We start from the raw sequence: 25,506 nt of genomic DNA, 5'->3' as shown, positions 1-25,506 counted from the left end.
TCCTAATTTGAAATTAGAAAGTTTAAGCTTTAATGATACACAAATAATAGATTATTGCTACTTACTGATTACATCAATTTAGCAATAATCATTTCTTCGGTTATCCCCTCTGCATCTGCTTTGTAATTTTTAATAATACGATGACGCAAAATTCCAGTTGCAACAGCTTTAACGTCCTCTATATCTGGAGAAAACTTACCATTAAAAGCAGCATTTGCTTTAGCAGCCAAGATTAAATTTTGTGAAGCTCGCGGACCCGCACCCCAATCTAAATAGTTTTTAACAAACTCATTTGAAAGCGGATTATCAGGTCTAGTTTTACTTACCAACGCAACAGCATATTCAATTACATTATCAGCTACTGGGATTCGGCGAATTAAATGCTGAAAATCAATTATTTCCTTTGCCGTGAATAATGCATTTATAGTAGTTTTAACATCCGAAGTTGTACGCTTTACTACTAAAACTTCTTCATCAAATGAAGGGTATTCTAATTTTATAGCAAACATAAATCGATCCAGTTGCGCTTCAGGCAAAGGATAAGTTCCTTCTTGCTCGATAGGATTTTGAGTAGCTAGAACAAAATAAGGCAAATCTAACTTGTAATTTTCTCCCGCAATAGTAACAGAGCGTTCTTGCATTGCTTCAAGTAATGCCGCTTGAGTCTTAGGAGGTGTTCTGTTAATTTCGTCTGCTAAAACTATATTTGAAAAAATAGGCCCTTTTATAAATTTAAAGTTTCTGTTTTCGTCTAAAATTTCACTCCCTAAAATATCAGAAGGCATTAAATCTGGTGTAAATTGAATTCTTTTAAAATCTAAACCTAAGGCTTGAGCCAGCGTATTTACCATTAATGTTTTTGCCAATCCAGGAACACCCACCAACAAAGCATGGCCTCCAGAAAAAATGCAAAGCAAAATTTGATCTACTACTAAATCTTGGCCTACAATTACTTTTGCTATTTCATTTTTTAATTCATTTCTCTTTTGAACTAAGTTTTGTATTGCAACGACGTCTGACATTTATTAAGTATTTAAAATTAAAAAGAGTTAGCATTATGAAAACATAAAACTAACTCTTTTTATTTATTTAACGAAAAATTATTTAAGCTCTTGTTACTTCTATGAAGTAAGATCCAATTATTTTTTTAGCCAATTATTGGTAAAATCACAGTCTCTGTATTCACCAATAATTTTAATATAGGTTTCTTTAATTTTTTCATCAAACCATTTACCTATAGCAGTTATTTGTTTACTTTTTAATGCTAAATCTTTTATTTTAATATAATCTTTAGCATAATCTGCTGCATGCTCATCAATTCTATTAGTTACAGTAATCAATTTAAATTTTTTCTTACCTTCTTCAGTTTGATCTAAAATTGGTTCAGAAATTTGATTGGTTTTCAAATTAGAAACTTGACTATAAAAAACAGGATCCATTTTTGTCAATTCAAAACGAGTATCTTGTGTTTTAGGATTAATAAGTGCACCACCATTAGCTCTTGTTTCTTTCTCATCAGATAAAGTTCTCGCCGCTTCAGCGAATGTAATTTCTTTATCTTCAATTCTCTTTTTAATCAAAGTAATTTTCTCTTTAGCCTCCGCCAAAGAAGCTTCGGTAGCAACAGGAGCTAATAAAATATGTCTCAATTCTATCTCTTGTCCTTTAATCTTCTCTACATATATAATATGAAAACCAAAATCAGTTTCAAAAGGAGCAGAAATCTCACCCTCGGCCAAACTAAAAGCAACATCTTTAAATTCTTTTACAAATGGTGTCTTACGATTCATTTTATAATATCCTCCTGCTGCTCTAGATCCAGGATCTTGAGAATATAAAACTGCTTTTGTAGAAAAACTCGACCCTTCTTCTATTTCTTTTTTGAAACCATTTAAACGGTCAATAACTTTTTGCTTATCTTCAGCCGAAACCTTTGGAGTAACAACAATTTGTGCTACTTCTAATTCTACACCAAAGAATGGCAAATCATTTTTAGGAATTGTTTTGAAGTAATTACGTACTTCTTCTGGAGTAATTTCTACTGCATCTACAATTTTCTTTTGCATTTCAGAAGTTAGCCTACCTTCTTTTAAGATATCAGAAAAGTAGCTTCTGAATTCTTCTTCAGAATCTTTTTTATAATATTGAACTACTTTTTCCATAGATCCGATTTGCTCAACCATATAACGTAATCTATCTTCCATCATACCTTTAACCTCAGAATCTGTAACAACAATACTATCCTGAACAGCCTGATGAGCATATAATTTATCCTCTAATAACTTCCCTAACATTTGACATCTTGTTATGTCTTTTACAGATCCGCCTTGAGCTGAAATTTCTAGAAATGACTTGTCAATATCTGAATCTAAAATGATATAATCACCAACTGTTGCAATAATGCCATCTATTTTAAGCTTTCCTGTTGATTGCTTTTTAATTATTGGAGAGGAAACCACAGAATCTTTAATAATCTCTTGAGCACTTGTAACGAAACTTGTAAAAACTAAGAGAAAAAAGGCAAGTGCAAATCTATTACTAATGAATTTCATTGGTGTTTTATTTATTGGCATTGGTATAATTTAATATTAAAAGGGAATAAAGTGTGCTATTATTAGTTTTTATAAAGAACTAAATATTTTCGGCAAATATACAGTTTTAAGAATCAAGTTTATAAAGTACATAATACAATAGACATTTTCAAATTTTAAAACAAACAAAAATAGTAATTCAATTAGATAATACAAGTTTCCTAAGTAGTATTAACAAAAAATTATATCGCATTTTTTTCATTACTCAAACTCTTTAGATTGCTTATAATAAAACAGCAAAAATTACCCTAAAATACTGTAGCATTTATTTAAAAAAAGATTAGTTCAATAATTAAGACTGCATAAAAACATCTTGATTAATTGAAATAAACTAAAAAAAAGATATTAAAAATAATATTAAATAAGTCAATTATTAATTTTGCATTAAATTTTGAAAATCCAACAGAGTAATTAAAGGATAGTATTTTTTTAATTGGCATTTATAAATAGTACTTTTGCACCCTATTTATATAAATATGGGCTTTTTAGAAGAAATACAACGCAGAAGAACTTTCGGGATTATCTCACATCCTGATGCAGGAAAAACAACACTTACGGAAAAATTACTACTTTTTGGTGGTGCTATTCAAGAAGCTGGTGCTGTAAAAAATAATAAGATAAAAAAAGGTGCAACGAGTGACTTTATGGAAATTGAACGCCAAAGAGGTATTTCAGTTTCCACCTCTGTCTTAGCATTTAATTATAAGGACAAAAAAATAAACATTCTGGATACTCCAGGACACAAGGATTTTGCCGAGGATACTTTTAGAACATTAACAGCTGTTGACAGTGTTATTGTAGTAATTGACGTAGCTAAGGGTGTGGAAGAGCAAACAGAAAAATTAGTAGCTGTTTGTAGAATGCGAAAAATTCCAATTATTGTGTTCATTAATAAATTAGACCGAGAAGGAAAAGATGCTTTTGACTTAATGGACGAAGTTGAACAAAAACTAGGTTTAAGGGTTACCCCTTTGAGTTTCCCGATAGGAATGGGTTACGATTTTCAAGGTATTTATAATCTTTGGGAGCAAAACATTAATTTATTTAGTGGAGACAGCAGAAAAAACATCGAAGAAACTATCGCTTTTTCAGATGTACAAAGTCCTGAATTAGAAAAAATTATAGGTCAAAAACCAGCCAATACACTTAGAGAAGAAATAGGATTAATTGACGAAGTATATCCAAAATTTGATCGTCAGGAATATCTAGATGGTAAATTACAACCCGTATTTTTTGGTTCTGCTTTAAATAATTTTGGAGTAAGAGAATTATTGGATTGTTTTGTTCAAATTGCTCCTTCACCAAGACCAAAAGATTCAGAAACGCGATTGGTTGATCCAAAAGAAGAAAAAATGACCGGTTTTGTATTTAAAATCCATGCTAATATGGATCCTAAACACAGAGACCGATTGGCTTTCATAAAAATTGTTTCTGGAACTTTTGAAAGAAACAAACCGTATTATCACGTACGCCAGAAGAAAAATTTAAAATTCTCTAGTCCAAATGCTTTTTTTGCTGAGAAAAAAGAAATTGTAGATATTTCTTATCCGGGTGATATTGTAGGTTTACATGACACTGGAAACTTCAAAATTGGAGATACATTGACTGAAGGAGAAATCATGAGTTTCAAAGGAATTCCAAGTTTCTCACCGGAACACTTTAGATACATCAACAACGCTGATCCAATGAAAGCTAAACAATTGGACAAAGGGGTTGATCAGTTAATGGACGAAGGTGTTGCGCAGTTATTTACGCTAGAAATGAACAACAGAAAGATCATTGGAACTGTTGGAGCACTACAATACGAAGTTATTCAATATCGTTTAGAGCATGAATATGGCGCTAAATGTACGTATGAAAATTTTCCTGTTCACAAAGCGTGTTGGGTAAAACCAAACGATCTTAAAAGCGATGAGTTTAAAGAATTTAGACGTATTAAGCAAAAATTCTTGGCGCACGATAAATATGGACAACTCGTATTCCTTGCAGATTCAGATTTTACGATTCAAATGACTCAAAACAAATATCCAAATGTTAAGTTATTCTTTACATCAGAATTCGAATAATAATAACTCTATATTTAAAACATAAAAAAACGCTAATTTAAAAATTAGCGTTTTTTTTATGTTTTAAAATGATTTCAATTAAGCAATCATACTATCCAATTCTACTGCTTTTTTTAAAAAAGCTTTGATCAATAAACGATTAGGTGCTGTTCCTGAAATAATCACTTGTTTTTTAGTATTGTTCCCTTCTGTCGAAATTGAACTTTTTGGATCTTGTTTAGACCCCATAAACCACAAAACAAAGTTCATGCTATTTGAAGAGGAAACTGTAGAAACATTTTCTTTTTTAGTTGAAGGAGAAATAGTAACTGATGCATCTACAAGGAAATCATTTTCAGTTTGAGCTGAAACAGAAGTACTACTTATTAACATAAAAACGAATAACATAAGACCTGTAAAAATGGTTTTTTTATTTATTTTTAAAGAAGAGTATTGCATGTAAATCTGTTTTTAAATGATATTTTAATCGCTATCTTATTTCGAGTGCGAAAGTATAGCATTAAAGAGATAGCAAAAAATAATTCCGACAAACCACCTGAATACTCGTTTAAAGGACATATTCCTATTTAAAATTAAATTATCAAAAACAAAACAAGGTTAAAATCACTAATTTTTTAATTTACAAAAAGTAATATTTAGCTTCTTAGACACTATTGCGAAAGAGATTAAGATTTTTTTGGTCTAACTTACTTTTAAACGACCAGAGAACAATAAAACTTATAATTCAGTTATTGGTCCTTTAAAAAGGAATGTGTCTTTGATAGTTAAATCATACACGTTTCAGACAAAAAATTAAAGAATAGCTTTAAAACAAAAAGGCTTTCACCGAAGTGAAAGCCTTTTAAAATATTATGCTTGTCCCGCGGGACCAAAATTAAGCGGAATTGGAACTTGTTCCGTTTCTTTGATTTCGCCATGAGCTACTTCAAATCGATGGATATTTTCCCCAATAGCTTTAAATAATCTTTTAGCATGTTGTGGTGTCAAGACAATTCTTGATTTTACCTTAGCTTTAGGTATACCAGGCATGATACTTACAAAATCTAAAACAAATTCAGATGAAGAGTGATTGATAATAGCCAAATTAGAATAAATTCCTTCAGCCGTTTTTTCGTCTAACTCAATATTAATTTGCTCTTGTTGTTGATTAGAATTACTCATATCTTAGTAAATATATTCCTCTTTATTAGCCATCATATCATTGTAATCCTCTTTAGAACCTACAATAGTATTATCATATTCTCTCATACCAGTTCCGGCAGGGATTCTATGTCCAACAATAACATTTTCTTTCAATCCTTCTAAGTAATCGATTTTACCTGCAACAGCAGCTTCATTCAATACTTTAGTAGTTTCCTGGAACGATGCAGCAGAAATAAATGATTTCGTTTGAAGCGAAGCTCTGGTAATACCTTGTAATACTGGTGTTGCAGTTGCAGTAACAACATCACGAGCTACAACAAGATTTTTATCTGTACGTTTCAATAGAGAGTTTTCATCACGCAAATCACGAGGCGTAATTATTTGTCCTTCTTTAAGCGCACTAGAATCTCCAGCATCTTCAACCACTTTCATACCGTATAATTTATCGTTTTGAACGATAAAATCTTTAGTGTGAATTAATTGATCTTCTAAGAATAAAGTATCACCTGGATCCTGAACTCTTACTTTACGCATCATTTGACGTATTACTACTTCAAAGTGTTTGTCGTTAATTTTCACCCCTTGTAGACGGTATACTTCTTGAATTTCATTAACCAAATACTGTTGAACAGCTGCTGGTCCTTGAATTCTTAAAATATCATCTGGAGTAATAGCTCCATCAGACAATGGAACACCAGCTCTTACGAAGTCATTTTCTTGAACTAGAATTTGGCTTGATAATTTAACCAAGTATTTTCTAATATCTCCGAATTTAGATTCGATAACAACCTCACGGTTACCTCTTTTGATTTTTCCAAAAGAAACAACACCATCAATCTCAGAAACTACAGCTGGATTAGAAGGATTACGAGCCTCTAACAACTCTGTAATTCTAGGTAAACCTCCTGTAATATCTCCTGATTTAGAAGAACGACGAGGGATTTTTACCAATACCTTACCTGCTTTAATTTTCTCACCGTTATCAACCATCAAGTGGGCTCCAACTGGTAAGTTGTAAGAACGAATCAATTCACCATCTTTACCGTAAACCAATAGAGTTGGTATTAATTTATTAGCTCTTGATTCAGAAATTACTTTTTCTTGGAAACCAGTTTGCTCATCAATTTCAACCATGAATGATTGACCTTGCTCTAAATCTTCGTAAGCAATTTTACCAGTAAACTCAGAAACAATAACTCCATTATATGGATCCCATTTACAGATTACATCTCCTTTTGCTACAGACTGACCGTCTTTAACAAAAATACTTGAACCGTAAGGGATATTATTAGTACTTAATAAAATACCTGTTTTCTCATCAATTAATTTCAATTCAGTAGAACGAGAAACTACAATATCAACTGCATTACCTTCACTGTCTTCTCCTTTAACCGTTTTCAAATCTTCGATTTCAAGTCTACCAGCAAATTTAACAACAATACTAGATTCTTCAGAAATACCTCCCGCAACCCCTCCAACGTGGAAAGTACGAAGTGTTAACTGTGTTCCTGGTTCTCCAATAGATTGAGCTGCAATTACACCAACTGCCTCTCCTCTTTGTGTCATTTTTCCAGTAGCTAAGTTTCTACCGTAACATTTAGCACAAATACCTTTTGTAGCTTCACAAGTTAATGGTGAACGAACTTCAACTTTCTCGATTGGAGAAGCGTCAATTGCTTTCATTATAACTTCTGTAATTTGCTCACCAGAATGAATTAATATTTCATTATTCAAAGGATTAACTAAGTCTTGTAATACTACACGACCCAATATTCTTTCTCCTAATGACTCAACTATTTCTTCATTTTTCTTCAATGCTGAAACTTCAACACCTCTAAGAGTACCACAATCATCGATATTAACAATAACATCTTGAGATACATCATGCAATCTACGAGTCAAGTAACCAGCATCCGCTGTTTTCAACGCCGTATCCGCAAGTCCTTTACGAGCACCGTGAGTAGAGATAAAGTACTCAAGGATCGAAAGTCCTTCCTTAAAGTTAGAAAGAATCGGGTTTTCAATAATTTCTCCACCACCAGCAGTCGATTTTTTAGGCTTAGCCATCAATCCACGCATACCAGTTAACTGACGAATTTGTTCTTTAGATCCCCTTGCTCCAGAATCAAGCATCATATACACTGAGTTGAAACCTTGTTGGTCTTCTCTAATGTTTTTCATTGCTAACTCTGTTAATTGAGCATTCGCTGAAGTCCATACATCAATAACTTGGTTGTAACGTTCGTTATTAGTAATAAGACCCATGTTATAGTTCATAGAGATACCTTGAACTTGTTCTCTAGCGTCAGCAATCAATTTTGGTTTTTGATCTGGAATTCTAATATCACCTAATGAGAATGACAAACCACCTTTGAAGGCAAATTTGTACCCCATGTCTTTCATGTTATCCAAGAAAGCTGCAGTTGTAGGCACATCAGTAGAACTTAAAACGTGACCAATAATATCTCTTAAGTTTTTCTTAGTCAATACATCATTGATATATCCAGCTGCTTCCGGCACTACTTCATTAAATAATACACGTCCAGCAGTTGTTTGAATGATTTGGTACACTAAATCACCAGCTTCATTAAAGTGTTTTGCTCTAATTTTAACTGAAGCATTCAATTCTAATCTTCCTTCATTCAAAGCAATATTTACTTCTTCAGCAGAATAGAAAGTGATTCCTTCTCCTAAAATTTTCTTTTCAGGAGTTGACAAACGTTCTTTGGTCATATAATATAGACCCAAAACCATATCCTGAGAAGGTACTGTAATTGGCGCTCCATTTGCAGGATTCAGAATATTGTGAGAACCCAACATTAAAAGTTGTGCTTCCAAAATAGCTTCTGGTCCTAAAGGCAAGTGAACTGCCATTTGATCCCCATCAAAATCCGCATTAAATGCAGTACAAACTAAAGGGTGCAATTGGATTGCTTTTCCTTCAATTAATTTTGGTTGGAATGCTTGAATACCTAATCTGTGCAAAGTAGGAGCACGATTCAGTAATATTGGGTGACCTTTAATTACATTTTCAAGGATATCCCAAACTACTGGCTCTTTCTTATCTATTATTTTTTTAGCTGATTTTACAGTTTTTACAATTCCTCTTTCTATCAATTTACGGATAACGAAAGGTTTGTATAATTCTGCTGCCATATCTTTAGGGATACCACATTCAGATAATTTTAATTCAGGTCCAACAACAATTACCGAACGGGCAGAATAATCCACACGTTTACCAAGTAAGTTTTGACGGAAACGTCCTTGCTTACCTTTAAGGGAATCAGATAATGATTTTAATGGTCTGTTTGATTCTGTTTTTACTGCAGATGCTTTTCTTGTATTATCAAATAATGAATCTACTGATTCTTGCAACATACGTTTTTCGTTTCTTAAGATAACTTCTGGAGCTTTAATTTCCATTAATCTTTTCAAACGATTGTTACGTATAATTACACGACGGTATAAGTCATTTAAATCCGAAGTTGCAAAACGACCTCCATCAAGTGGCACAAGTGGACGTAATTCTGGTGGAATAACTGGTACAACTTTCATAATCATCCATTCTGGACGATTCTCACGGTTCAAGTTAGACTCACGGAAAGATTCAACAACTTGCAATCTTTTTAATGCTTCCGTTTTACGTTGTTTAGACGTTTCATTGTTTGCATTATGTCTTAATTGGTAAGACAATTGATCTAAATCAATTCTAGCCAATAAGTCCATAATACACTCTGCTCCCATTTTGGCAACAAATTTATTAGGATCAAAATCATCCAAATATTGGTTGTCAGCAGGAAGAGTATCAAGAATGTTCAAATATTCTTCTTCTGTAAGGAAGTCTAATCTTTGAACTGATTCCCCTTCTGCATTTTTAGCAATACCTGCTTGAATTACTACATATCTTTCGTAGTAGATGATCATATCTAATTTCTTAGATGGAAGTCCAAGAATATAACCAATTTTATTAGGAAGAGAACGGAAATACCAGATATGAGCAATTGGCACAACAAGGTTGATGTGACCTACTCTATCTCTACGTACTTTTTTCTCAGTAACTTCAACACCACAACGGTCACAGATGATCCCTTTGTAACGAATTCTTTTATATTTACCACAAGCACATTCAAAATCTTTTACTGGACCGAAAATACGCTCACAGAAAAGTCCATCACGCTCTGGTTTGTGCGTTCTGTAGTTGATAGTTTCTGGCTTTAGAACCTCTCCTCTTGACTCTTTCAAGATAGATTCTGGCGAAGCTAATCCTATCGAAATTTTATTGAATCTTTTTACAGGATTCTTGTCTTTATTATTGTTATTTCTATTATTGATCATAGTTTTTACTATTGATTTATTTGCAATTAAAAATTGATTTTTATTATAGTCGAAAGTTTGAAAGTCAAAAGTCAAAAGTCACATAGGGCTTTAAAAACTTTATAACATTAGACTTTAAGACTATTAAAACACCTCGAGTTACTTCTCTAAACTTCAAACTAGTTTTGAAGCGCTAGTTATAAAAAACAGTGTTTTTTATAAAAAATCGGAACGGTTTACGGGTATAAATCCTAAAAACTTATATAAATGCCAAAGTAGAGATGCGATTAATCACATCTCTACCGTAACAAATTTTAATCTATTCTTCTAAACGAATGTCAAGTCCAAGACCTTTTAATTCGTGCATCAATACATTGAATGATTCTGGCAATCCAGGTTCTGGCATAGACTCTCCCTTAACGATTGCTTCGTAAGTTTTAGCTCTACCAATTACGTCATCCGATTTAACTGTCAAGATTTCACGTAAAGTACTTGATGCTCCATAAGCTTCAAGTGCCCAAACCTCCATCTCTCCAAAACGTTGACCTCCAAATTGTGCTTTACCTCCAAGTGGTTGTTGTGTAATCAAAGAGTACGGTCCGATAGAACGGGCGTGCATCTTATCATCAACCATGTGTCCAAGTTTCAACATATAGATAACTCCAACTGTCGCTGCTTGGTGGAAACGTTCTCCAGTACCACCATCATAAAGGTGTGTATGTCCAAAACGTGGTATTCCAGCTTCGTCAGTCAATTCATTAATTTGATCTAAAGTTGCTCCATCAAAAATTGGTGTAGCGAATTTTCTACCCAAATTTTGTCCAGCCCAACCTAATACCGTTTCATAAATTTGACCAATGTTCATACGTGAAGGTACCCCAAGTGGGTTCAATACGATATCAACTGGCGTTCCGTCTTCCAAGAAAGGCATGTCTTCATGACGAACGATACGAGCAACAATACCTTTGTTACCGTGACGTCCTGCCATTTTATCCCCAACTTTCAACTTACGTTTTTTGGCAATATATACTTTAGCTAATTTCAAAATTCCAGCTGGCAACTCATCACCAACAGTAATTGTGAATTTCTCTCTACGTAATGCACCTTGTAAATCGTTCAATTTAATTTTATAGTTATGAATTAAATCATTAACCATTTTATTAGTTGCATCATCAGCAACCCATTGACCTTTACTTAAGTGAGCAAAATCTTCAACTGCATAAAGCATTTTTTGAGTATATTTTTTACCTTTTGGTAAAACTTCTTCACCCAAATCATTCATTACACCTTGAGATGTTTTTCCGTTTACGATCAAGAACAATTTCTCTACTAATTTGTCTTTTAATTCAACAAATTTAGTTTCGAATTCCATTTCAAGTGCTCCTAAAGCATCTTTATCTTGCGTACGTTTACGTTTATCTTTAACTGCTCTTGCGAACAATTTTTTGTCTAAAACAACACCATGTAAAGAAGGAGACGCTTTTAATGAAGCATCTTTTACATCACCTGCTTTATCCCCGAAAATTGCACGAAGCAATTTCTCTTCTGGAGTAGGATCTGATTCTCCTTTTGGAGTAATTTTTCCGATAAGAATGTCGCCAGGTTTAACCTCTGCTCCAATTCTAATCATACCATTTTCATCTAAATCTTTAGTAGCTTCTTCAGAAACGTTCGGTATATCGTTCGTTAATTCTTCGTTACCTAATTTAGTATCTCTCACTTCTAATGAATAATCATCAACGTGAATAGATGTGAAAATATCATCACGAACTACTTTCTCAGAAATAACGATTGCATCCTCAAAGTTGTATCCTTTCCATGGCATAAACGCCACTTTTAAGTTACGACCTAAAGCTAATTCACCATTTTGAGTAGCATATCCTTCAGATAATACTTGTCCAAGAACCACTCTATCCCCTTTTCTTACGATAGGTTTAAGGTTGATACTTGTTCCTTGATTGGTTTTTCTAAATTTAATTAGATTGTATGTTTTCTCATCAGATTCAAAACTAACCATTCTTTCTTCCTCAGTACGGTCGTATTTGATAGTGATGATGTTTGCATCTACATATTCTATAACTCCATCTCCTTCAGCATTAATCAATACTCTAGAATCAGAAGCTACTTGACGCTCTAAACCAGTTCCAACAATAGGAGCTTCAGGACGAATTAATGGTACGGCCTGACGCATCATGTTAGATCCCATCAAGGCTCTATTCGCATCATCATGTTCTAAGAAAGGAATCAAAGAAGCAGATATTGAAGCAATTTGATTTGGAGCTACATCCGTATAATCAACTCTTGTAGGTTCAATTACAGGGAAATCACCTTCTTGACGTGCAATTACGTCTTCAGCAGTAATTTTACCAGTAGCATCCATTTGGATATTTGCCTGAGCAATCATCATTCCTTCTTCTTCTTCTGCGCTTAAGTAAACTGGAGTAGACTCTAAATCTACCACTCCATTAGTTACTTTACGGTAAGGTGTTTCAATGAAACCCATTCCGTTTACTTTAGCATAAACACCAAGAGAGGATATCAAACCAATGTTTGGTCCCTCCGGAGTTTCAATCGGACATAAACGACCGTAATGCGTATAGTGAACGTCACGTACCTCAAATCCAGCTCTCTCTCTCGAAAGTCCACCAGGTCCTAGTGCAGATAATCTTCTCTTGTGCGTAATCTCAGCAAGTGGATTCGTTTGATCCATAAACTGTGACAACTGGTTTGTACCAAAGAAAGAGTTGATAACTGATGATAATGTTTTAGCATTAATCAAATCAATTGGCGTAAACACCTCGTTATCTCTAACGTTCATTCTCTCACGAATAGTTCTAGCCATACGCGCTAAACCAACACCGAATTGTTGAGACAATTGTTCTCCAACTGTTCTAACACGACGGTTTGATAAGTGATCAATATCATCAATCTCTGCTTTAGAGTTGATCAATTCGATCAAATATTTCACGATAGTTATGATATCTTCTTTGGTCAAGACTTGCTTTTCCATTGGAGTATCTAAACCTAATTTTTTATTAATTCTATAACGACCAACTTCACCTAAGTTATAACGTTGATCAGAGAAGAATAATTTATCTATAATACCACGAGCAGTTTCTTCATCAGGCGGTTCTGCGTTACGCAATTGTCTGTAAATATGCTCAACAGCTTCTTTTTCAGAGTTTGTTGGATCTTTTTGTAACGTATTATGAATGATAGCATAATCACCTTGATTAGCATCTTCTTTATGTAACAAAATAGATTTAACGTTAGAATCAATGATTTCTTCCACATTATCTTTATCGATAATTGTATCTCTATCAAGGATTATTTCGTTACGTTCGATAGAAACTACCTCACCAGTATCTTCATCTACGAAATCTTCATGCCATGTATTTAATACACGAGCAGCTAATTTTCTACCGATATATTTTTTAAGACCTGTCTTAGATACTTTAATTTCCTCAGCAAGGTCAAAGATTTCAAGGATATCCTTGTCTCTTTCAAAACCAATTGCACGGAATAAAGTAGTTACAGGTAATTTTTTCTTTCTGTCAATATAAGCATACATTACGCTGTTTATATCTGTAGAAAATTCTATCCAAGAACCTTTAAAAGGAATTACTCTGGCAGAATATAATTTAGTTCCATTTGCGTGGAATGATTGACCAAAGAAAACACCTGGAGATCTATGTAATTGAGAAACAACTACACGTTCAGCACCATTGATAACAAAAGTACCACTCGGCGTCATGTAAGGAATTGTACCAAGATATACATCTTGAACAATTGTTTCGAAATCCTCATGTTCTGGATCTGTACAATATAGTTTTAACCTTGCTTTTAAAGGTACACTATACGTAAGACCTCTTTCTATACACTCTTGAATAGTGTAACGTGGTGGATCTACAAAATAATCAAGGAATTCTAATACAAAGTTGTTTCTTGTATCAGTAATTGGGAAGTTTTCCATGAAGGTATTGTAAAGCCCTTCGTCGCCTCTTTCGTCAGATTTAGTTTCTAATTGAAAAAAATCTTTAAACGATTTAACCTGAACATCTAGAAAATCTGGATATTGAGGTATGTTTTTTGTTGAGGCAAAATTTAATCTTTCAGTCTGATTTGTAATCATCAATGGAGAAATTTTGATTAAAAAAAGTAGTTTTTGTGCAAAACACTGTTTAATTTATAAAACAATCTATACTTTTTTTTTATAATCGATACATCTTTAAAAATAATTCAAGAGAGACTCTTTCCTATATTTTCTTTCATCGTATTGATTTAAAAACCTATTGTATTTATGCTATTTTATAATAAAACTTAAAAATAATTTTATTATACGAAAAATGGTTTAGGCCTTGGAAAAACATCCAAGACCTAAACCTTATTCTTAAAACAGAGATAAACTATTTAAGTTCAACCTCAGCTCCAGCTTCTTCTAAAGATTTTTTAAGACCTTCAGCCTCTTCTTTAGTTACACCTTCTTTAACTGTACTTGGTGCGCTATCAACTACATCTTTAGCTTCTTTCAAACCTAAACCTGTAAGTTCTTTAACTAATTTCACAACAGCTAATTTAGAAGCACCAGCTGCTTTTAATACTACTGTAAACTCAGTTTGAACATCTTCAGCAGCAGCTTCACCACCACCTGAAACTACTACAGCTGCAGCAGCTGGTTCGATTCCGTACTCATCTTTTAATATTGTTGCTAATTCGTTAACTTCTTTAACTGTAAGGTTAACCAATTGTTCTGCGAATTGTTTCAAATCTGCCATTTTTTCTATCGTTTTAAAATGATTTGTAAAAATATAATTTATTTATTGTGCGCTTTTTTAAATAAAATTAGAGTAGAACTCTATTTTATTATGCTTCCACTTCTTCTGAAGCCTCTTCGCCTTTTGCGAATTGGTTTTGAAGTGCAGAAATAACTCTTTGAGCTGGTGATTGCAATAATCCAATGATTTCGCCGATAAGCTCTTCTTTAGATTTAATAGTTGCTAATGCATCTAATTGATCATCTCCAATGTAAACTTCAGCATTAATATAAGCTCCCTTCAATACAGGTTTAGCCGATTTTTTGCGGAAATCTTTGATTATTTTTCCAGGTGCGTTAGCAACATCTGAAATAAAGATAGCGCTACTTCCAGTTAATACTGAAGGTAAATCACCATAATCATTATCAGAAGCTTCCATTGCTTTTGCAAGCAAAGTATTCTTAACAACCTCTAATTTTATACCTGCTTTAAAACAAGCTCTTCTTAAGCTTGAAGTAGCCTCTGCATTAAGTCCAGAAATATCAGATACATAAATAATATTTGTACCGGCTAACTGTGCAGTTAAATCTTCAATCGCGATTGATTTTTCTTCTCTAGTCATACTAAAAATTTTTAACTACCAATTATACTGCTTTAGGATCCAATGCAATTGCAGGACTCATCGTGCTAGTTAGGTAAATACTTTTGATGTAAGTTCCTTTAGCCGCAGTTGGTTTAAGTTTGATTAATGTTTGAATAATTTCGTGAGCATTGTCAATAATTTGTTCAGCCCCAAAAGAAACTTTCCCAATTCCTGCATGCACAATACCAGTTTTATCAACTTTGAAATCGATTTTACCAGCTTTAACCTCTGCAACAGCTTTTGCAACATCCATAGTTACAGTACCTGTTTTAGGGTTAGGCATTAAACCTCTAGGTCCTAAAATACGACCTAATGGACCTAATTTACCCATAACAGAAGGCATAGTGATGATAACATCAACATCTGTCCAACCGTCTTTAATTTTTTGTAAATAGTCATCAAGACCAACAAAGTCAGCTCCAGCAGCCAAAGCTTCCGCTTCCTTATCTGGAGTAACTAATGCCAATACTTTAACATCTTTACCAGTTCCGTGAGGTAATGTTACCACACCTCTTACCATTTGATTCGCTTTTCTTGGATCTACACCCAAACGAACTGCGATATCAACAGACTCATCAAATTTTGCAGAAGCAACTACTTTTATTAATGCCGCAGCATCTTTAAGAGAGTATAATTTGTTCTTTTCAATTTTTGAAGCAGCCTCTTTTTGCTTTTTTGTCAATTTTGCCATGTCTTTCTCTTAATTAAAAAGGAGCTTCTCCTGATACAGTTATACCCATAGATCTAGCTGTTCCAGCAATCATGCTCATAGCAGATTCGATTGTGAATGCATTTAAATCTACCATTTTATCTTCAGCAATTGCTTTGATAACATCCCAAGTAACGCTAGCTACTTTTTTACGATTTGGCTCACCAGATCCAGACTTTAGCTTTGCAGCTTCCATTAACTGGACTGCCGCTGGAGGAGTTTTTACAACAAAATCAAATGATTTGTCTTTATACACAGTAATTTGTACTGGGCATATTTTGCCGGCTTTATCTTGTGTTCTAGCATTAAATTGCTTACAGAACTCCATGATGTTCACACCAGCAGCTCCTAAAGCAGGTCCAACCGGTGGCGACGGGTTCGCAGCACCTCCCTTAACTTGTAGTTTAACTACCTTACTAATTTCTTTAGCCATTTTTTAAAAAATTTAACACTGCAAACATTGGAAGCGATTGCAATGGATATTATAGATGTAACAAAAAATTATACTTTTTCAACTTGCATAAAACTCAACTCCAATGGTGTTTTTCTTCCGAAAATCTTAACCATTACTTCCAGTTTACGCTTCTCTTCATTAATTTTTTCAACAGTTCCGTTAAATCCATTAAAAGGTCCATCAACAACCTTAATAGTTTCTCCAACGTTGAAAGGAATAGAACGAGTATCTGTATTAACAGCTAATTCATCAACCTTACCTAACATTCTGTTTACTTCTGAAATTCTCAAAGGAACAGGCTCACCACCCTTAATTTCCCCTAAAAAACCAATAACACTTGTTATAGACTTAATAATATGAGGTATTTCTCCAACAAGATTAGCCTCGATCATAACATAACCAGGGAAATAAACCTTGTCTTTGATTATTTTTTTTCCTTCTTTTACGGTAACCACTTTCTCAGTAGGAACTAAAACTTGCGAAACATAATCAGTCATTTCTAATCTTGCGATCTCAGTCTCAATATATGCTTTTACTTTATTTTCTTGTCCACTTACTGCTCTAACGACATACCACTTTTTAACATTATTATCTGCCATAACAAAAAAATTTAAGCTTTTATCCAGTTAAAAAATCCAGCTAAAGCTTTTGCGAAAATTTCATCAACTCCCCAAGTTGCCAAGGCGAATAATACTGAAAAAACGGCAACAACAATCGTTAGACGTTGCACCTCAGGCCATTCTGGCCAAGTTACATTTGACTTTAATTCCTCAAATGCTTCCGATATATAATTTACAACTTTTGTCATTATGATTAGTTTTTTGCACGGGCGGAGGGATTCGAACCCCCATCAACGGTTTTGGAGACCGCTATTCTACCCTTGAACTACGCCCGTATGTTAAAAGCCAGTTAGATTTCAGTTAAGAAAATTAACTGGCCTTATATAATATTTAGGATTAACCTACAATTTCAGTTACTTGACCAGCACCTACTGTTCTACCACCTTCACGGATAGCGAAACGTAAACCAACGCTCATTGCGATTGGGCTTAATAAAGAAACATTGATAGTTAAGTTATCTCCTGGCATTACCATTTCAACACCTTCTGGAAGAGTAATAACTCCTGTTACGTCAGTTGTACGTACGTAGAACTGTGGACGGTAGTTATTATGGAATGGAGTATGACGTCCACCTTCTTCTTTTTTCAAGATATAAACCTCAGCTTTAAAAGTAGCGTGTGGTTTTACTGATCCTGGCTTAATGATAACCATTCCTCTTTTGATAGATTCTTTATCAACACCTCTTAACAATAAACCTACGTTATCTCCAGCTTCACCTCTATCAAGGATTTTACGGAACATCTCAACTCCTGTAATAGTAGAAGTTAATTTTTCAGCTCCCATACCAATGATTTCAACTGAATCTCCTGTATTAGCAATACCAGTTTCGATACGACCTGTAGCAACAGTTCCACGACCAGTAATTGTAAATACATCCTCAACTGGCATTAAGAAAGGCTTTTCAGTATCTCTGATTGGCTCTTCGATCCAAGCATCAACAGCTGCCATCAATTCAAGAATTTTTGGTACCCATGCTGGATCATTGTTCAATCCTCCTAAAGCAGAACCTTGAATTACTGGACAGTTGTCACCATCATATTCATAGAAAGACAATAAGTCTCTAATTTCCATTTCAACAAGCTCTAACAACTCCTCGTCATCAACCATATCCACTTTATTCATGAATACAACCATTCTAGGAATACCAACTTGGCGACCTAAAAGGATATGCTCACGAGTTTGAGGCATTGGTCCATCAGTTGCAGCTACCACAAGAATAGCACCATCCATTTGAGCAGCACCAGTAACCATGTTTTTTACGTAATCCGCGTGACCTGGACAGTCAACGTGAGCGTAATGACGATTAGCAGTTTCATATTCAACGTGAGATGTATTAATTGTAATACCTCTTTCTTTTTCTTCAGGAGCATTATCAATTTGATCAAATGATCTTGCTTGACAGTAACCAGCATCAGATAATACTTTTGTGATTGCTGCTGTTAAAGTAGTTTTACCGTGATCTACGTGTCCGATCGTACCAATATTTAAGTGTGGTTTCGAACGGTTAAAGGTTTCTTTTGCCATTTTACTTAATTTTTAATCTTGTTATATATTAATTTTTATTTCTTACTTACTTGAGCCAACTACGGGAATTGAACCCGTGACCTCTTCCTTACCAAGGAAGCACTCTACCTCTGAGCTAAGTCGGCAGAGAATGATGTTATGGTTTTAAACAATCAATTGTTTTACCAATTGAAATCTTTCCACACACTCTTATTCGGATTAACTCCCAAAAGGTCGTTGATCCTGCATCGAAGTTTTCGGTGCTCAAACTTTTAAATCAAATTTACTCGAAAGAAAACTTTCTGATAAATCGTTATTTAAAAGATTGTGGGGAGAGCAGGATTCGAACCTGCGAAGTTTACACAGCAGATTTACAGTCTGCCCTCGTTGGCCGCTTGAGTATCTCCCCTTTTTCTTATCAATAAAACCATGAACATCTTCCAATCGTATTGGAAATTTAGAGCCGGCGGAGGGACTCGAACCCACGACCTGCTGATTACAAATCAGCTGCTCTAGCCAACTGAGCTACGCTGGCAATATCAATAAAAAAAGTCCGCTATTTCTAACGGACTGCAAATGTAGAGATTTTATCTATGAATCAAAACATTTTTTTAAAAAAATTTATATTAAATATGAGAACTTATCTTTTCTTTTCTTTTTACTAACAATCTCTCTAACGATTCTGAGGAAAGTTCTATAGCTTCTTCAAATGTTTTACATTGTTTTTTTACCAGAAAATCATCACCAGGAACATTAATTTTTATCTCTGCAATCTTATTCTCCTTGTCACTTGTGTTTTCAACTTTTAAAAAAACATCGGCAGAAACGACTTTGTCATAATACTTTTCAAGTTTATCTAATCTATCTTGAACAAAATCTACTAGCTTTTTGTCAACTGTAAAGTTAACTGCATGAACACTTACCTTCATAATTTTCTTTTTTAATTATTAATCATTCTCAAAATCACTTTCGTCCACGAGGATGAGCATCTTTATGCACACTTTTAAGCCCCGCTAAACTATTATGTGTATAAACTTGGGTAGAAGCAAGGCTAGAATGCCCTAACAACTCTTTAACTGAATTCAAATCTGCACCATTATTAAGTAAATGCGTCGCAAAAGTATGTCTGAGTATATGCGGGCTTTTTTTTACCTTTTCTGATACAGTACTAAAGTAAGTATTTATTAATCGATACACAAAAGTTTCATTCAATTTTAACCCTTTTTTATTGAGAAAAAAATAATCGTCATCTACAATTACAGACAAACCAATCCTTTCCTTTAAATACAACGAAAACTGACCCAGAACTACAGGCAAAATAGGAATTAGACGTTCTTTATTTCGTTTTCCTAATACCTTAATCAAAGCATTGGAAAGATCAACACTTTCAATCTTTAATTGAATTAGTTCTGCCCTTCGGATACCTGTTGTATAAAACAAATCAATTATCAGTTTATCTCTAACCTCTTCAAAACCACTTCCGTTTTGCATTTGATTTAAAACAGCATCTACTTCGTTTTCAGAAAATGGAATTTGAATATTTTTAGAAACTTTTAGCGCCTTATGTTTGACTAACGGACTAAGCGGAATTTGTTTTATCTTCAATAAAAACTTGTAATAAGCTTTTAAAGAAGCCATTTTTCTATTTACAGAAGCATTGGTGACTCCTTCATCAACTAACGAAATAATCCAATTTCGTATGTTATTGTAATCGACATGATCTATATTTTCTTGATTATAATTAACTTTGCTAAAAGACTGAAAAGAACTAATATCAGCACAATAAGCCATTAAAGTATGAGGTGAATACTTTTTCTCGAACTGTAGATAATCCCGAAATGCGTCTTGATTTGTAGCCATAAAAAAACCGTTAGCATCAAAGTTATAAATTTTTGATGACTAACGGTATTTTATTTAATGGAATCGATTAACTCTCTAAGTTATCTCTCATATTTTGGATATAAGCCGCTTTTTGAATTTTGATTCTATTGGTTACTGAAGGCTTAATAAAAGCAGTACGTGCTCTTAGTTGACGAACAGTTCCTGTTTTATCAAATTTTCTTTTGTAACGTTTTAACGCTCTATCGATATTTTCTCCGTCTTTAATTGGTATAATTAACATAATATAGACACCCCCTTTCTTTAAGTGTGCAAAAGTAATCAAACTTCTCAATTATAAGGCATGAATTAAGGAAAATTTAAAAATATAAAACAATTAAGCCTTACTATCACAATCAAACCAATAAAAAAAGCCAATTCATCAATGACAAATTGGCTTTTTTGATACAAATAAATACCTGTCTAAATTTAATACTTATTATTCAACAGCAGGTTTATAATTTTTATTATCAATAATCATTTTGGATAAAATTTCTTTTAAAATTTCAGAGGTACCACCACCAATTGGACCTAAACGACTGTCTCTTAACAAACGTGCCAACGGATATTCTTCCATATAACCGTAACCACCTAACATTTGCAAACAACTGTAAATTGTTTCATCCGCTACTTTAGTAGACTTTAATTTAGCCATGGTTGCCTCTTTAACCACGTATTCGCCTTTATCTAATCTTGCTACAGCAGCATAGTTAAAGACTTTACAGTGCTCTACATCTGTTGCGTGCTCAACGATTGTATGTCTTAATGCTTGGAATTTATCAATGGTTCTTCCAAAAGCTTCTCTTTGAGACATATATTCTATAGTATAATCTATAGCATACTCTGCTCTAGCATGACCGTTGATAGCCATAATCAAACGTTCTAATGCAAAATGCTGCATAATATATGGGAAACCTTTACCTTCTTCTCCCATCAAATTTTCAACAGGAATTTCGACATTATCAAATGCAATTTCGGCAGTATCTGAAGCTCTCCAACCCAACTTGTCTAATTTTGTTGCAGAAATTCCTTTTGTATTTTTATCAACAAGAAGAATACTTATTCCTTTATTTCCTTGACTAGGATCTGTTTTAGCAGCCACTACATAGTAATCTGCATAAACACCATTTGTAATAAAGGTTTTAGATCCGTTAATGATATACTTATCCCCTTCTTTGATTGCAGTTGTACGCATTCCTGCTACATCACTACCACCAAAAGGTTCACTAATACACAAAGCTCCTATTTTATCACCAGCAATACTAGGTACTAAATATTCTTGTTTGATTCTCTCATCCCCTTCAGCATTCAAATGCGTCATAGCTAAATATGAATGTGCCCACATTGCAGCAGCAAAACCTGATGATTTAATTTTTTGAAGTTCTTCTAGAAAAACAACCGTGTAGAACAAATCTAGATTTAAACCTCCATAAGCTTCAGGACATCTGATTCCAAAAAAGCCCATTTCACCAAACTTTTTCCATATAAATCGTTCAATTGTACCTGTTTTTTCCCATTTTTCAATATGAGGCACTACTTCTTTTTGTAAAAATTCTTTCAAACTTTTTCTAAACAATTGGTGCTCTTCTGTGAAATAAATTGATTCCATATAAATTCTATCTTTTTTTTAACAAATTAAGTTTACTAAAACACATCGCAATAGCAATGTATCTCAGCGTTATTATTTTTAAATGTCGTAAATGAGTGATATGTATAAATCTAAAAAGAACAGGTTGCAAAAGGAAGATTTTACAATTAATTATAGATTTTAGTAGTACCCAATTATAGACTTTTAATTAAAGTCCAAATATAAAGTAATTATTTTTGCTTTATCAACAGGAAAACCCTTAACTTTTGTTAAATCCTCAATATTTTTAAAATCTCCGTTCATACTTCGATAAGTAACAATCTCTTTAGTTAATGGATATCTAAAATAATAGAACTTTGATAATTCCTTTAAAGAAGCATTATTAATATCTATTTTTTTTATTTCAGGAAGTGCACCAATCTTAAAATGAAGATTTAATTTCTCAATTACTTCGGGCGATAATCCCCAAACGTCATTCATTTGTTCCATAGAAACAAAGCCACCTATAATTTCTTTTTGTTTCAAAATACGCGAGGAGATCACTTCACCTATTCCATAAACTTTTATTAAATCCTCTTGTGTTGCTTGATTTATATCTATGACAACTATTTTATCTTTTTTAAGAAAAACTGGATTAGAATTTGAATCATATTCTTTAAACTTCTTTTTATTGTTTACCCAATCAGGGAATTTAAAAAAAGGTGCTATCTTCTTTAATAAGGAATCTGATATTTGTGTTACTTTTTGAAATTCTTGTGCCGAGTTAACAAATTTATTTTCTTTTCTAAAATTTAACAAACGGTCTATTTCTGCAACCGACATTCCTAGTTTGTATCCTTTGTAATCTGTAATGAAATTTGGATTAAAAAGATAAACCATATTATTCTGGCTTTTATCATTACGTTGTATAGAATCGAATTCTGCTTGCAGGGAAAGCCACTCTTGTTTACCAGCCTCTTCTTTGAAAACAATTGAAAAGTCACCGAAAAAATAAACAAGCTGTAAAGAAATTATAATTAAAAACAAGAATAAAACTCCTATTCTCTGTTCCTTAGAAAAATTAAAATGAGATCGAATATTTTTAAACGCCATTAGATACCTTAATTTATTTAAAAATATAACTAATATTCAAAATAAAACACTTTTCGCCTATTTAATTTATAAATAAAATTACTACAAATAGAAAAACCTTGTTCTATAAACATCTGAAACATTTAAAAAATAAAAACACAATTACTTACTCTTACTTGAAAGCAAAATTTAAAACACAAGATTCAAAATAAAAATTTTAACAAGATTTTCTTATTCAAGAACTAGTATTAATGGAGTGAAAAACTCTAAAAATTATAAAAAACTATATTTTATCAGTGAAAACTTTAATTATTGTTTTTATTTTTTACAAAAAACAATACATTTGAGATCTAAAAACAACAAAACCAAAAAACATATGTCAATATGGAAAACGAAACCGCTTTCGGTTTTACTAAATGAAGCTTCAGAAGATGAAAAAGGATTAAAGAGAACACTATCTGCAAAATCACTTGTAGCGCTAGGAGTTGGTGCTATTATTGGTGCGGGATTATTTTCTCTAACAGGTATTGCAGCAGCAGATAATGCCGGTCCAGCAGTTACACTCTCATTTATATTAGCCGCAGTAGGATGTGCATTTGCAGGACTTTGTTATGCAGAGTTTGCCTCTATGATCCCTGTAGCAGGAAGTGCATACACCTACTCTTATGCTACAATGGGAGAATTTGTAGCTTGGATAATCGGTTGGGATTTAGTATTAGAATATGCCTTAGGAGCCGCAACAGTAGCGGTCAGTTGGTCTCAATATGTAGATAAATTTCTCGGGAATTATGGCATTCACATACCGCAATCCATCTTGCATGGTCCCTGGGACACGACACCAGGAATCATTAATTTACCCTCCATATTAATTATCTGTTTACTTTCTGTTTTATTAATACGCGGTACAAAAGAATCTGCATTAATAAATAACATACTTGTTATTTTGAAAGTTACCGTGGTAATTGTATTTATTGCTTTAGGATGGGGCTTTATGAATAGCGCAAACCACACACCTTTTATACCTGTAAATGAAGGAGAAGCTCTTTTAAGTTCTGGTAAGATGTCATTTCTTAATTTCTTTAGTAGTGATTATTTTGGTCATTATGGATGGAGTGGTATCTTAAGAGGTGCTGGAGTTGTATTTTTTGCTTTTATTGGTTTTGACGCCGTATCTACTGCTGCACAAGAAGCAAAAGATCCACAGAAAGGAATGCCAATTGGTATTTTAGGATCATTAATAATTTGTACTATATTATACGTTCTTTTTGCTTTTGTTTTAACTGGTTTAGAAAACTACCTTAATTTTAAAGGTGATGCAAGTCCTGTTACTACTGCATTTGCAAAAACAGGATACACCTTCTTAAATTCTGCACTTACGATTGCTATTATTGCAGGATATACTTCTGTAATGTTAGTGATGTTAATGGGACAAAGTAGAGTTTTTTACAGCATGAGTGTAGATGGTTTATTACCTAAATTTTTCAGCACTTTACATACTAAAAACAGAACACCTTACAAAACGAATCTTCTTTTTATGGTGTTTGTGAGTTTGTTTGCGGGATTTGTTCCTGTATCAGACCTTGGACACATGGTAAGTATTGGTACATTGTTCGCTTTCTCACTTGTTTGTATTGGAGTAATTGTTATGAGAAAATCCAATCCAGATGCAGTACGAGGTTTCCGCGTACCATTTGTACCATTGTTCCCTATTATAGGTGTACTAATCTGTTTAGTATTAATGGCTGGCTTACCTATTGAAAGTTGGGAAAGATTAGCAATTTGGATGGTACTTGGTGTTGTAATTTATTTTTTATACAGCAAGAAAAATAGTAAATTAAACAACCCAGAAAAATAATTTACCTCAATTAATAAAAAAAAGGATTATAAAGTAGTACTACTTTATGATCCTTTTTTTTTATTAATCAAATTATAATTTATAAATCAAATACAGAAGTTCTTTTGGCACGAACTAAATCTTTAAGCCTAATCCAAAAAGCCAAAGTAAGATAAACACCAAAACCTAAACCTACTGTTACAAACGAAATGTATATAAAGAATAATCTTACCGTACTTGCTCGCATCCCTAATGTATCTGCCAAACGAGAAGAAACATGAAAACCATGTTTTTCAAAAAAGAACTTTAGTTTTATAATAGCAGACATTGCAACTTAA

At 33.3% G+C, this 25,506-nt stretch carries 21 protein-coding genes and 4 tRNA genes; 2 read left to right on the top strand and 23 right to left on the bottom strand.

What is annotated here, in order from left to right; all coding sequences use genetic code 11:
- Nucleotides 1-68: 68 nt before the first annotated feature.
- Both H2650_RS04775 and H2650_RS04770 read right to left on the bottom strand, forming a co-directional pair.
- Complete coding sequence (locus H2650_RS04775) at nucleotides 69-1,022, bottom strand: MoxR family ATPase (RefSeq protein WP_188049620.1); 954 nt, start codon at nucleotides 1,020-1,022, stop codon at nucleotides 69-71.
- 117 nt (nucleotides 1,023-1,139) lie between these two features.
- The gene (locus H2650_RS04770; protein WP_370566809.1) at nucleotides 1,140-2,552 is read right to left on the bottom strand and encodes a peptidylprolyl isomerase; all 1,413 of its coding nucleotides are present in this window, start codon (nucleotides 2,550-2,552) and stop codon (nucleotides 1,140-1,142) included.
- Nucleotides 2,553-3,067: 515 nt separating this feature from the next.
- Between H2650_RS04770 and H2650_RS04765 the strand changes: the two genes are divergently transcribed.
- Nucleotides 3,068-4,657, top strand: coding sequence for a peptide chain release factor 3 (locus H2650_RS04765; RefSeq protein WP_188049618.1), 1,590 nt, complete (start codon nucleotides 3,068-3,070; stop codon nucleotides 4,655-4,657).
- Nucleotides 4,658-4,735: 78 nt separating this feature from the next.
- Here the strand turns inward: H2650_RS04765 and H2650_RS04760 are convergent, their stop codons facing one another.
- From H2650_RS04760 to H2650_RS04665, 20 genes are all read right to left on the bottom strand, one after another.
- Entirely contained in the window at nucleotides 4,736-5,095 is a 360-nt protein-coding gene (locus H2650_RS04760) for a hypothetical protein (RefSeq protein WP_188049617.1), read from the bottom strand.
- A 411-nt stretch (nucleotides 5,096-5,506) separates the two neighbouring features.
- Entirely contained in the window at nucleotides 5,507-5,818 is a 312-nt protein-coding gene (locus tag H2650_RS04755) for a DUF3467 domain-containing protein (RefSeq protein ID WP_188049616.1), read from the bottom strand.
- 3 nt (nucleotides 5,819-5,821) lie between these two features.
- Nucleotides 5,822-10,135: a DNA-directed RNA polymerase subunit beta' gene (gene rpoC / locus H2650_RS04750; protein WP_188049615.1), complete on the bottom strand. Its 4,314-nt coding sequence runs from the start codon at nucleotides 10,133-10,135 to the stop codon at nucleotides 5,822-5,824.
- A gap of 298 nt (nucleotides 10,136-10,433) precedes the next feature.
- Nucleotides 10,434-14,246: a DNA-directed RNA polymerase subunit beta gene (gene rpoB / locus H2650_RS04745; RefSeq protein WP_188049614.1), complete on the bottom strand. Its 3,813-nt coding sequence runs from the start codon at nucleotides 14,244-14,246 to the stop codon at nucleotides 10,434-10,436.
- A gap of 274 nt (nucleotides 14,247-14,520) precedes the next feature.
- Nucleotides 14,521-14,889: a 50S ribosomal protein L7/L12 gene (gene rplL / locus H2650_RS04740; RefSeq protein ID WP_188049613.1), complete on the bottom strand. Its 369-nt coding sequence runs from the start codon at nucleotides 14,887-14,889 to the stop codon at nucleotides 14,521-14,523.
- An 88-nt stretch (nucleotides 14,890-14,977) separates the two neighbouring features.
- Nucleotides 14,978-15,490, bottom strand: coding sequence for a 50S ribosomal protein L10 (gene rplJ, locus H2650_RS04735; RefSeq protein ID WP_188049612.1), 513 nt, complete (start codon nucleotides 15,488-15,490; stop codon nucleotides 14,978-14,980).
- A 22-nt stretch (nucleotides 15,491-15,512) separates the two neighbouring features.
- Nucleotides 15,513-16,202, bottom strand: coding sequence for a 50S ribosomal protein L1 (gene rplA / locus H2650_RS04730; protein WP_188049611.1), 690 nt, complete (start codon nucleotides 16,200-16,202; stop codon nucleotides 15,513-15,515).
- Nucleotides 16,203-16,215: 13 nt separating this feature from the next.
- Entirely contained in the window at nucleotides 16,216-16,653 is a 438-nt protein-coding gene (gene rplK, locus H2650_RS04725; protein WP_121925843.1) for a 50S ribosomal protein L11, read from the bottom strand.
- Between the two features lie 68 nt (nucleotides 16,654-16,721).
- On the bottom strand, nucleotides 16,722-17,273 hold the full coding sequence (gene nusG, locus H2650_RS04720; protein WP_188049610.1) for a transcription termination/antitermination protein NusG: 552 nt from the start codon (nucleotides 17,271-17,273) through the stop codon (nucleotides 16,722-16,724).
- An 11-nt stretch (nucleotides 17,274-17,284) separates the two neighbouring features.
- The gene (secE, locus tag H2650_RS04715; protein WP_188049609.1) at nucleotides 17,285-17,482 is read right to left on the bottom strand and encodes a preprotein translocase subunit SecE; all 198 of its coding nucleotides are present in this window, start codon (nucleotides 17,480-17,482) and stop codon (nucleotides 17,285-17,287) included.
- A 16-nt stretch (nucleotides 17,483-17,498) separates the two neighbouring features.
- Nucleotides 17,499-17,569, bottom strand: a tRNA-Trp gene (locus tag H2650_RS04710).
- Nucleotides 17,570-17,630: 61 nt separating this feature from the next.
- Complete coding sequence (gene tuf / locus H2650_RS04705; RefSeq protein ID WP_188049608.1) at nucleotides 17,631-18,818, bottom strand: elongation factor Tu; 1,188 nt, start codon at nucleotides 18,816-18,818, stop codon at nucleotides 17,631-17,633.
- A gap of 53 nt (nucleotides 18,819-18,871) precedes the next feature.
- Nucleotides 18,872-18,943 (bottom strand) — tRNA-Thr (locus H2650_RS04700).
- 182 nt (nucleotides 18,944-19,125) lie between these two features.
- Nucleotides 19,126-19,206: transfer RNA gene (locus H2650_RS04695), tRNA-Tyr, on the bottom strand.
- 52 nt (nucleotides 19,207-19,258) lie between these two features.
- Nucleotides 19,259-19,332: transfer RNA gene (locus tag H2650_RS04690), tRNA-Thr, on the bottom strand.
- Between the two features lie 91 nt (nucleotides 19,333-19,423).
- Nucleotides 19,424-19,726: a ribosome hibernation-promoting factor, HPF/YfiA family gene (gene hpf / locus H2650_RS04685; RefSeq protein WP_188049607.1), complete on the bottom strand. Its 303-nt coding sequence runs from the start codon at nucleotides 19,724-19,726 to the stop codon at nucleotides 19,424-19,426.
- A gap of 34 nt (nucleotides 19,727-19,760) precedes the next feature.
- Nucleotides 19,761-20,657 carry a tyrosine-type recombinase/integrase gene (locus H2650_RS04680; RefSeq protein ID WP_188049606.1) on the bottom strand — a complete coding sequence of 299 codons (897 nt, stop codon included), beginning with the start codon at nucleotides 20,655-20,657 and terminating at the stop codon, nucleotides 19,761-19,763.
- A gap of 67 nt (nucleotides 20,658-20,724) precedes the next feature.
- Nucleotides 20,725-20,919, bottom strand: a complete 195-nt coding sequence (gene rpsU / locus H2650_RS04675; RefSeq protein WP_035670421.1) for a 30S ribosomal protein S21 — start codon at nucleotides 20,917-20,919, stop codon at nucleotides 20,725-20,727.
- Between the two features lie 195 nt (nucleotides 20,920-21,114).
- A complete protein-coding gene (locus tag H2650_RS04670) occupies nucleotides 21,115-22,284 on the bottom strand; it encodes an acyl-CoA dehydrogenase family protein (protein WP_188049605.1) in 1,170 nt (389 codons plus the stop codon).
- A 183-nt stretch (nucleotides 22,285-22,467) separates the two neighbouring features.
- On the bottom strand, nucleotides 22,468-23,355 hold the full coding sequence (locus H2650_RS04665; protein WP_188049604.1) for a helix-hairpin-helix domain-containing protein: 888 nt from the start codon (nucleotides 23,353-23,355) through the stop codon (nucleotides 22,468-22,470).
- Nucleotides 23,356-23,710: 355 nt separating this feature from the next.
- Here H2650_RS04665 and H2650_RS04660 point away from each other — a divergent pair, with 355 nt between their 5' ends.
- A complete protein-coding gene (locus H2650_RS04660) occupies nucleotides 23,711-25,189 on the top strand; it encodes an amino acid permease (RefSeq protein ID WP_188049603.1) in 1,479 nt (492 codons plus the stop codon).
- 79 nt (nucleotides 25,190-25,268) lie between these two features.
- On the opposite strand, the gene H2650_RS04655 is transcribed toward H2650_RS04660, so the two are convergent.
- On the bottom strand, nucleotides 25,269-25,496 hold the full coding sequence (locus H2650_RS04655) for a PspC domain-containing protein (RefSeq protein WP_188049602.1): 228 nt from the start codon (nucleotides 25,494-25,496) through the stop codon (nucleotides 25,269-25,271).
- Nucleotides 25,497-25,506: the final 10 nt, after the last annotated feature.

This window comes from Flavobacterium sp. GP15, from assembly GCF_014281985.1.
Taxonomy (GTDB): Bacteria; Bacteroidota; Bacteroidia; order Flavobacteriales; family Flavobacteriaceae; genus Flavobacterium; species Flavobacterium pygoscelis.
The sequence above is the reverse complement of the archived record's forward strand: the minus strand, read 5'-3'. Positions and strand labels throughout refer to the sequence as shown.

Bases quoted from the DNA above. Each gene is read 5' to 3' on its own strand.
- H2650_RS04775 (WP_188049620.1), bottom strand. From the start codon at position 1,022: ATGTCAGACGTCGTTGCAATACAAAACTTAGTTCAAAAGAGAAATGAA.
- H2650_RS04770 (WP_370566809.1), bottom strand. From the start codon at position 2,552: ATGAAATTCATTAGTAATAGATTTGCACTTGCCTTTTTTCTCTTAGTT.
- H2650_RS04765 (WP_188049618.1), top strand. From the start codon at position 3,068: ATGGGCTTTTTAGAAGAAATACAACGCAGAAGAACTTTCGGGATTATC.
- H2650_RS04760 (WP_188049617.1), bottom strand. From the start codon at position 5,095: ATGCAATACTCTTCTTTAAAAATAAATAAAAAAACCATTTTTACAGGT.
- H2650_RS04755 (WP_188049616.1), bottom strand. From the start codon at position 5,818: ATGAGTAATTCTAATCAACAACAAGAGCAAATTAATATTGAGTTAGAC.
- rpoC (WP_188049615.1), bottom strand. From the start codon at position 10,135: ATGATCAATAATAGAAATAACAATAATAAAGACAAGAATCCTGTAAAA.
- rpoB (WP_188049614.1), bottom strand. From the start codon at position 14,246: ATGATTACAAATCAGACTGAAAGATTAAATTTTGCCTCAACAAAAAAC.
- rplL (WP_188049613.1), bottom strand. From the start codon at position 14,889: ATGGCAGATTTGAAACAATTCGCAGAACAATTGGTTAACCTTACAGTT.
- rplJ (WP_188049612.1), bottom strand. From the start codon at position 15,490: ATGACTAGAGAAGAAAAATCAATCGCGATTGAAGATTTAACTGCACAG.
- rplA (WP_188049611.1), bottom strand. From the start codon at position 16,202: ATGGCAAAATTGACAAAAAAGCAAAAAGAGGCTGCTTCAAAAATTGAA.
- rplK (WP_121925843.1), bottom strand. From the start codon at position 16,653: ATGGCTAAAGAAATTAGTAAGGTAGTTAAACTACAAGTTAAGGGAGGT.
- nusG (WP_188049610.1), bottom strand. From the start codon at position 17,273: ATGGCAGATAATAATGTTAAAAAGTGGTATGTCGTTAGAGCAGTAAGT.
- secE (WP_188049609.1), bottom strand. From the start codon at position 17,482: ATGACAAAAGTTGTAAATTATATATCGGAAGCATTTGAGGAATTAAAG.
- tuf (WP_188049608.1), bottom strand. From the start codon at position 18,818: ATGGCAAAAGAAACCTTTAACCGTTCGAAACCACACTTAAATATTGGT.
- hpf (WP_188049607.1), bottom strand. From the start codon at position 19,726: ATGAAGGTAAGTGTTCATGCAGTTAACTTTACAGTTGACAAAAAGCTA.
- H2650_RS04680 (WP_188049606.1), bottom strand. From the start codon at position 20,657: ATGGCTACAAATCAAGACGCATTTCGGGATTATCTACAGTTCGAGAAA.
- rpsU (WP_035670421.1), bottom strand. From the start codon at position 20,919: ATGTTAATTATACCAATTAAAGACGGAGAAAATATCGATAGAGCGTTA.
- H2650_RS04670 (WP_188049605.1), bottom strand. From the start codon at position 22,284: ATGGAATCAATTTATTTCACAGAAGAGCACCAATTGTTTAGAAAAAGT.
- H2650_RS04665 (WP_188049604.1), bottom strand. From the start codon at position 23,355: ATGGCGTTTAAAAATATTCGATCTCATTTTAATTTTTCTAAGGAACAG.
- H2650_RS04660 (WP_188049603.1), top strand. From the start codon at position 23,711: ATGTCAATATGGAAAACGAAACCGCTTTCGGTTTTACTAAATGAAGCT.
- H2650_RS04655 (WP_188049602.1), bottom strand. From the start codon at position 25,496: ATGTCTGCTATTATAAAACTAAAGTTCTTTTTTGAAAAACATGGTTTT.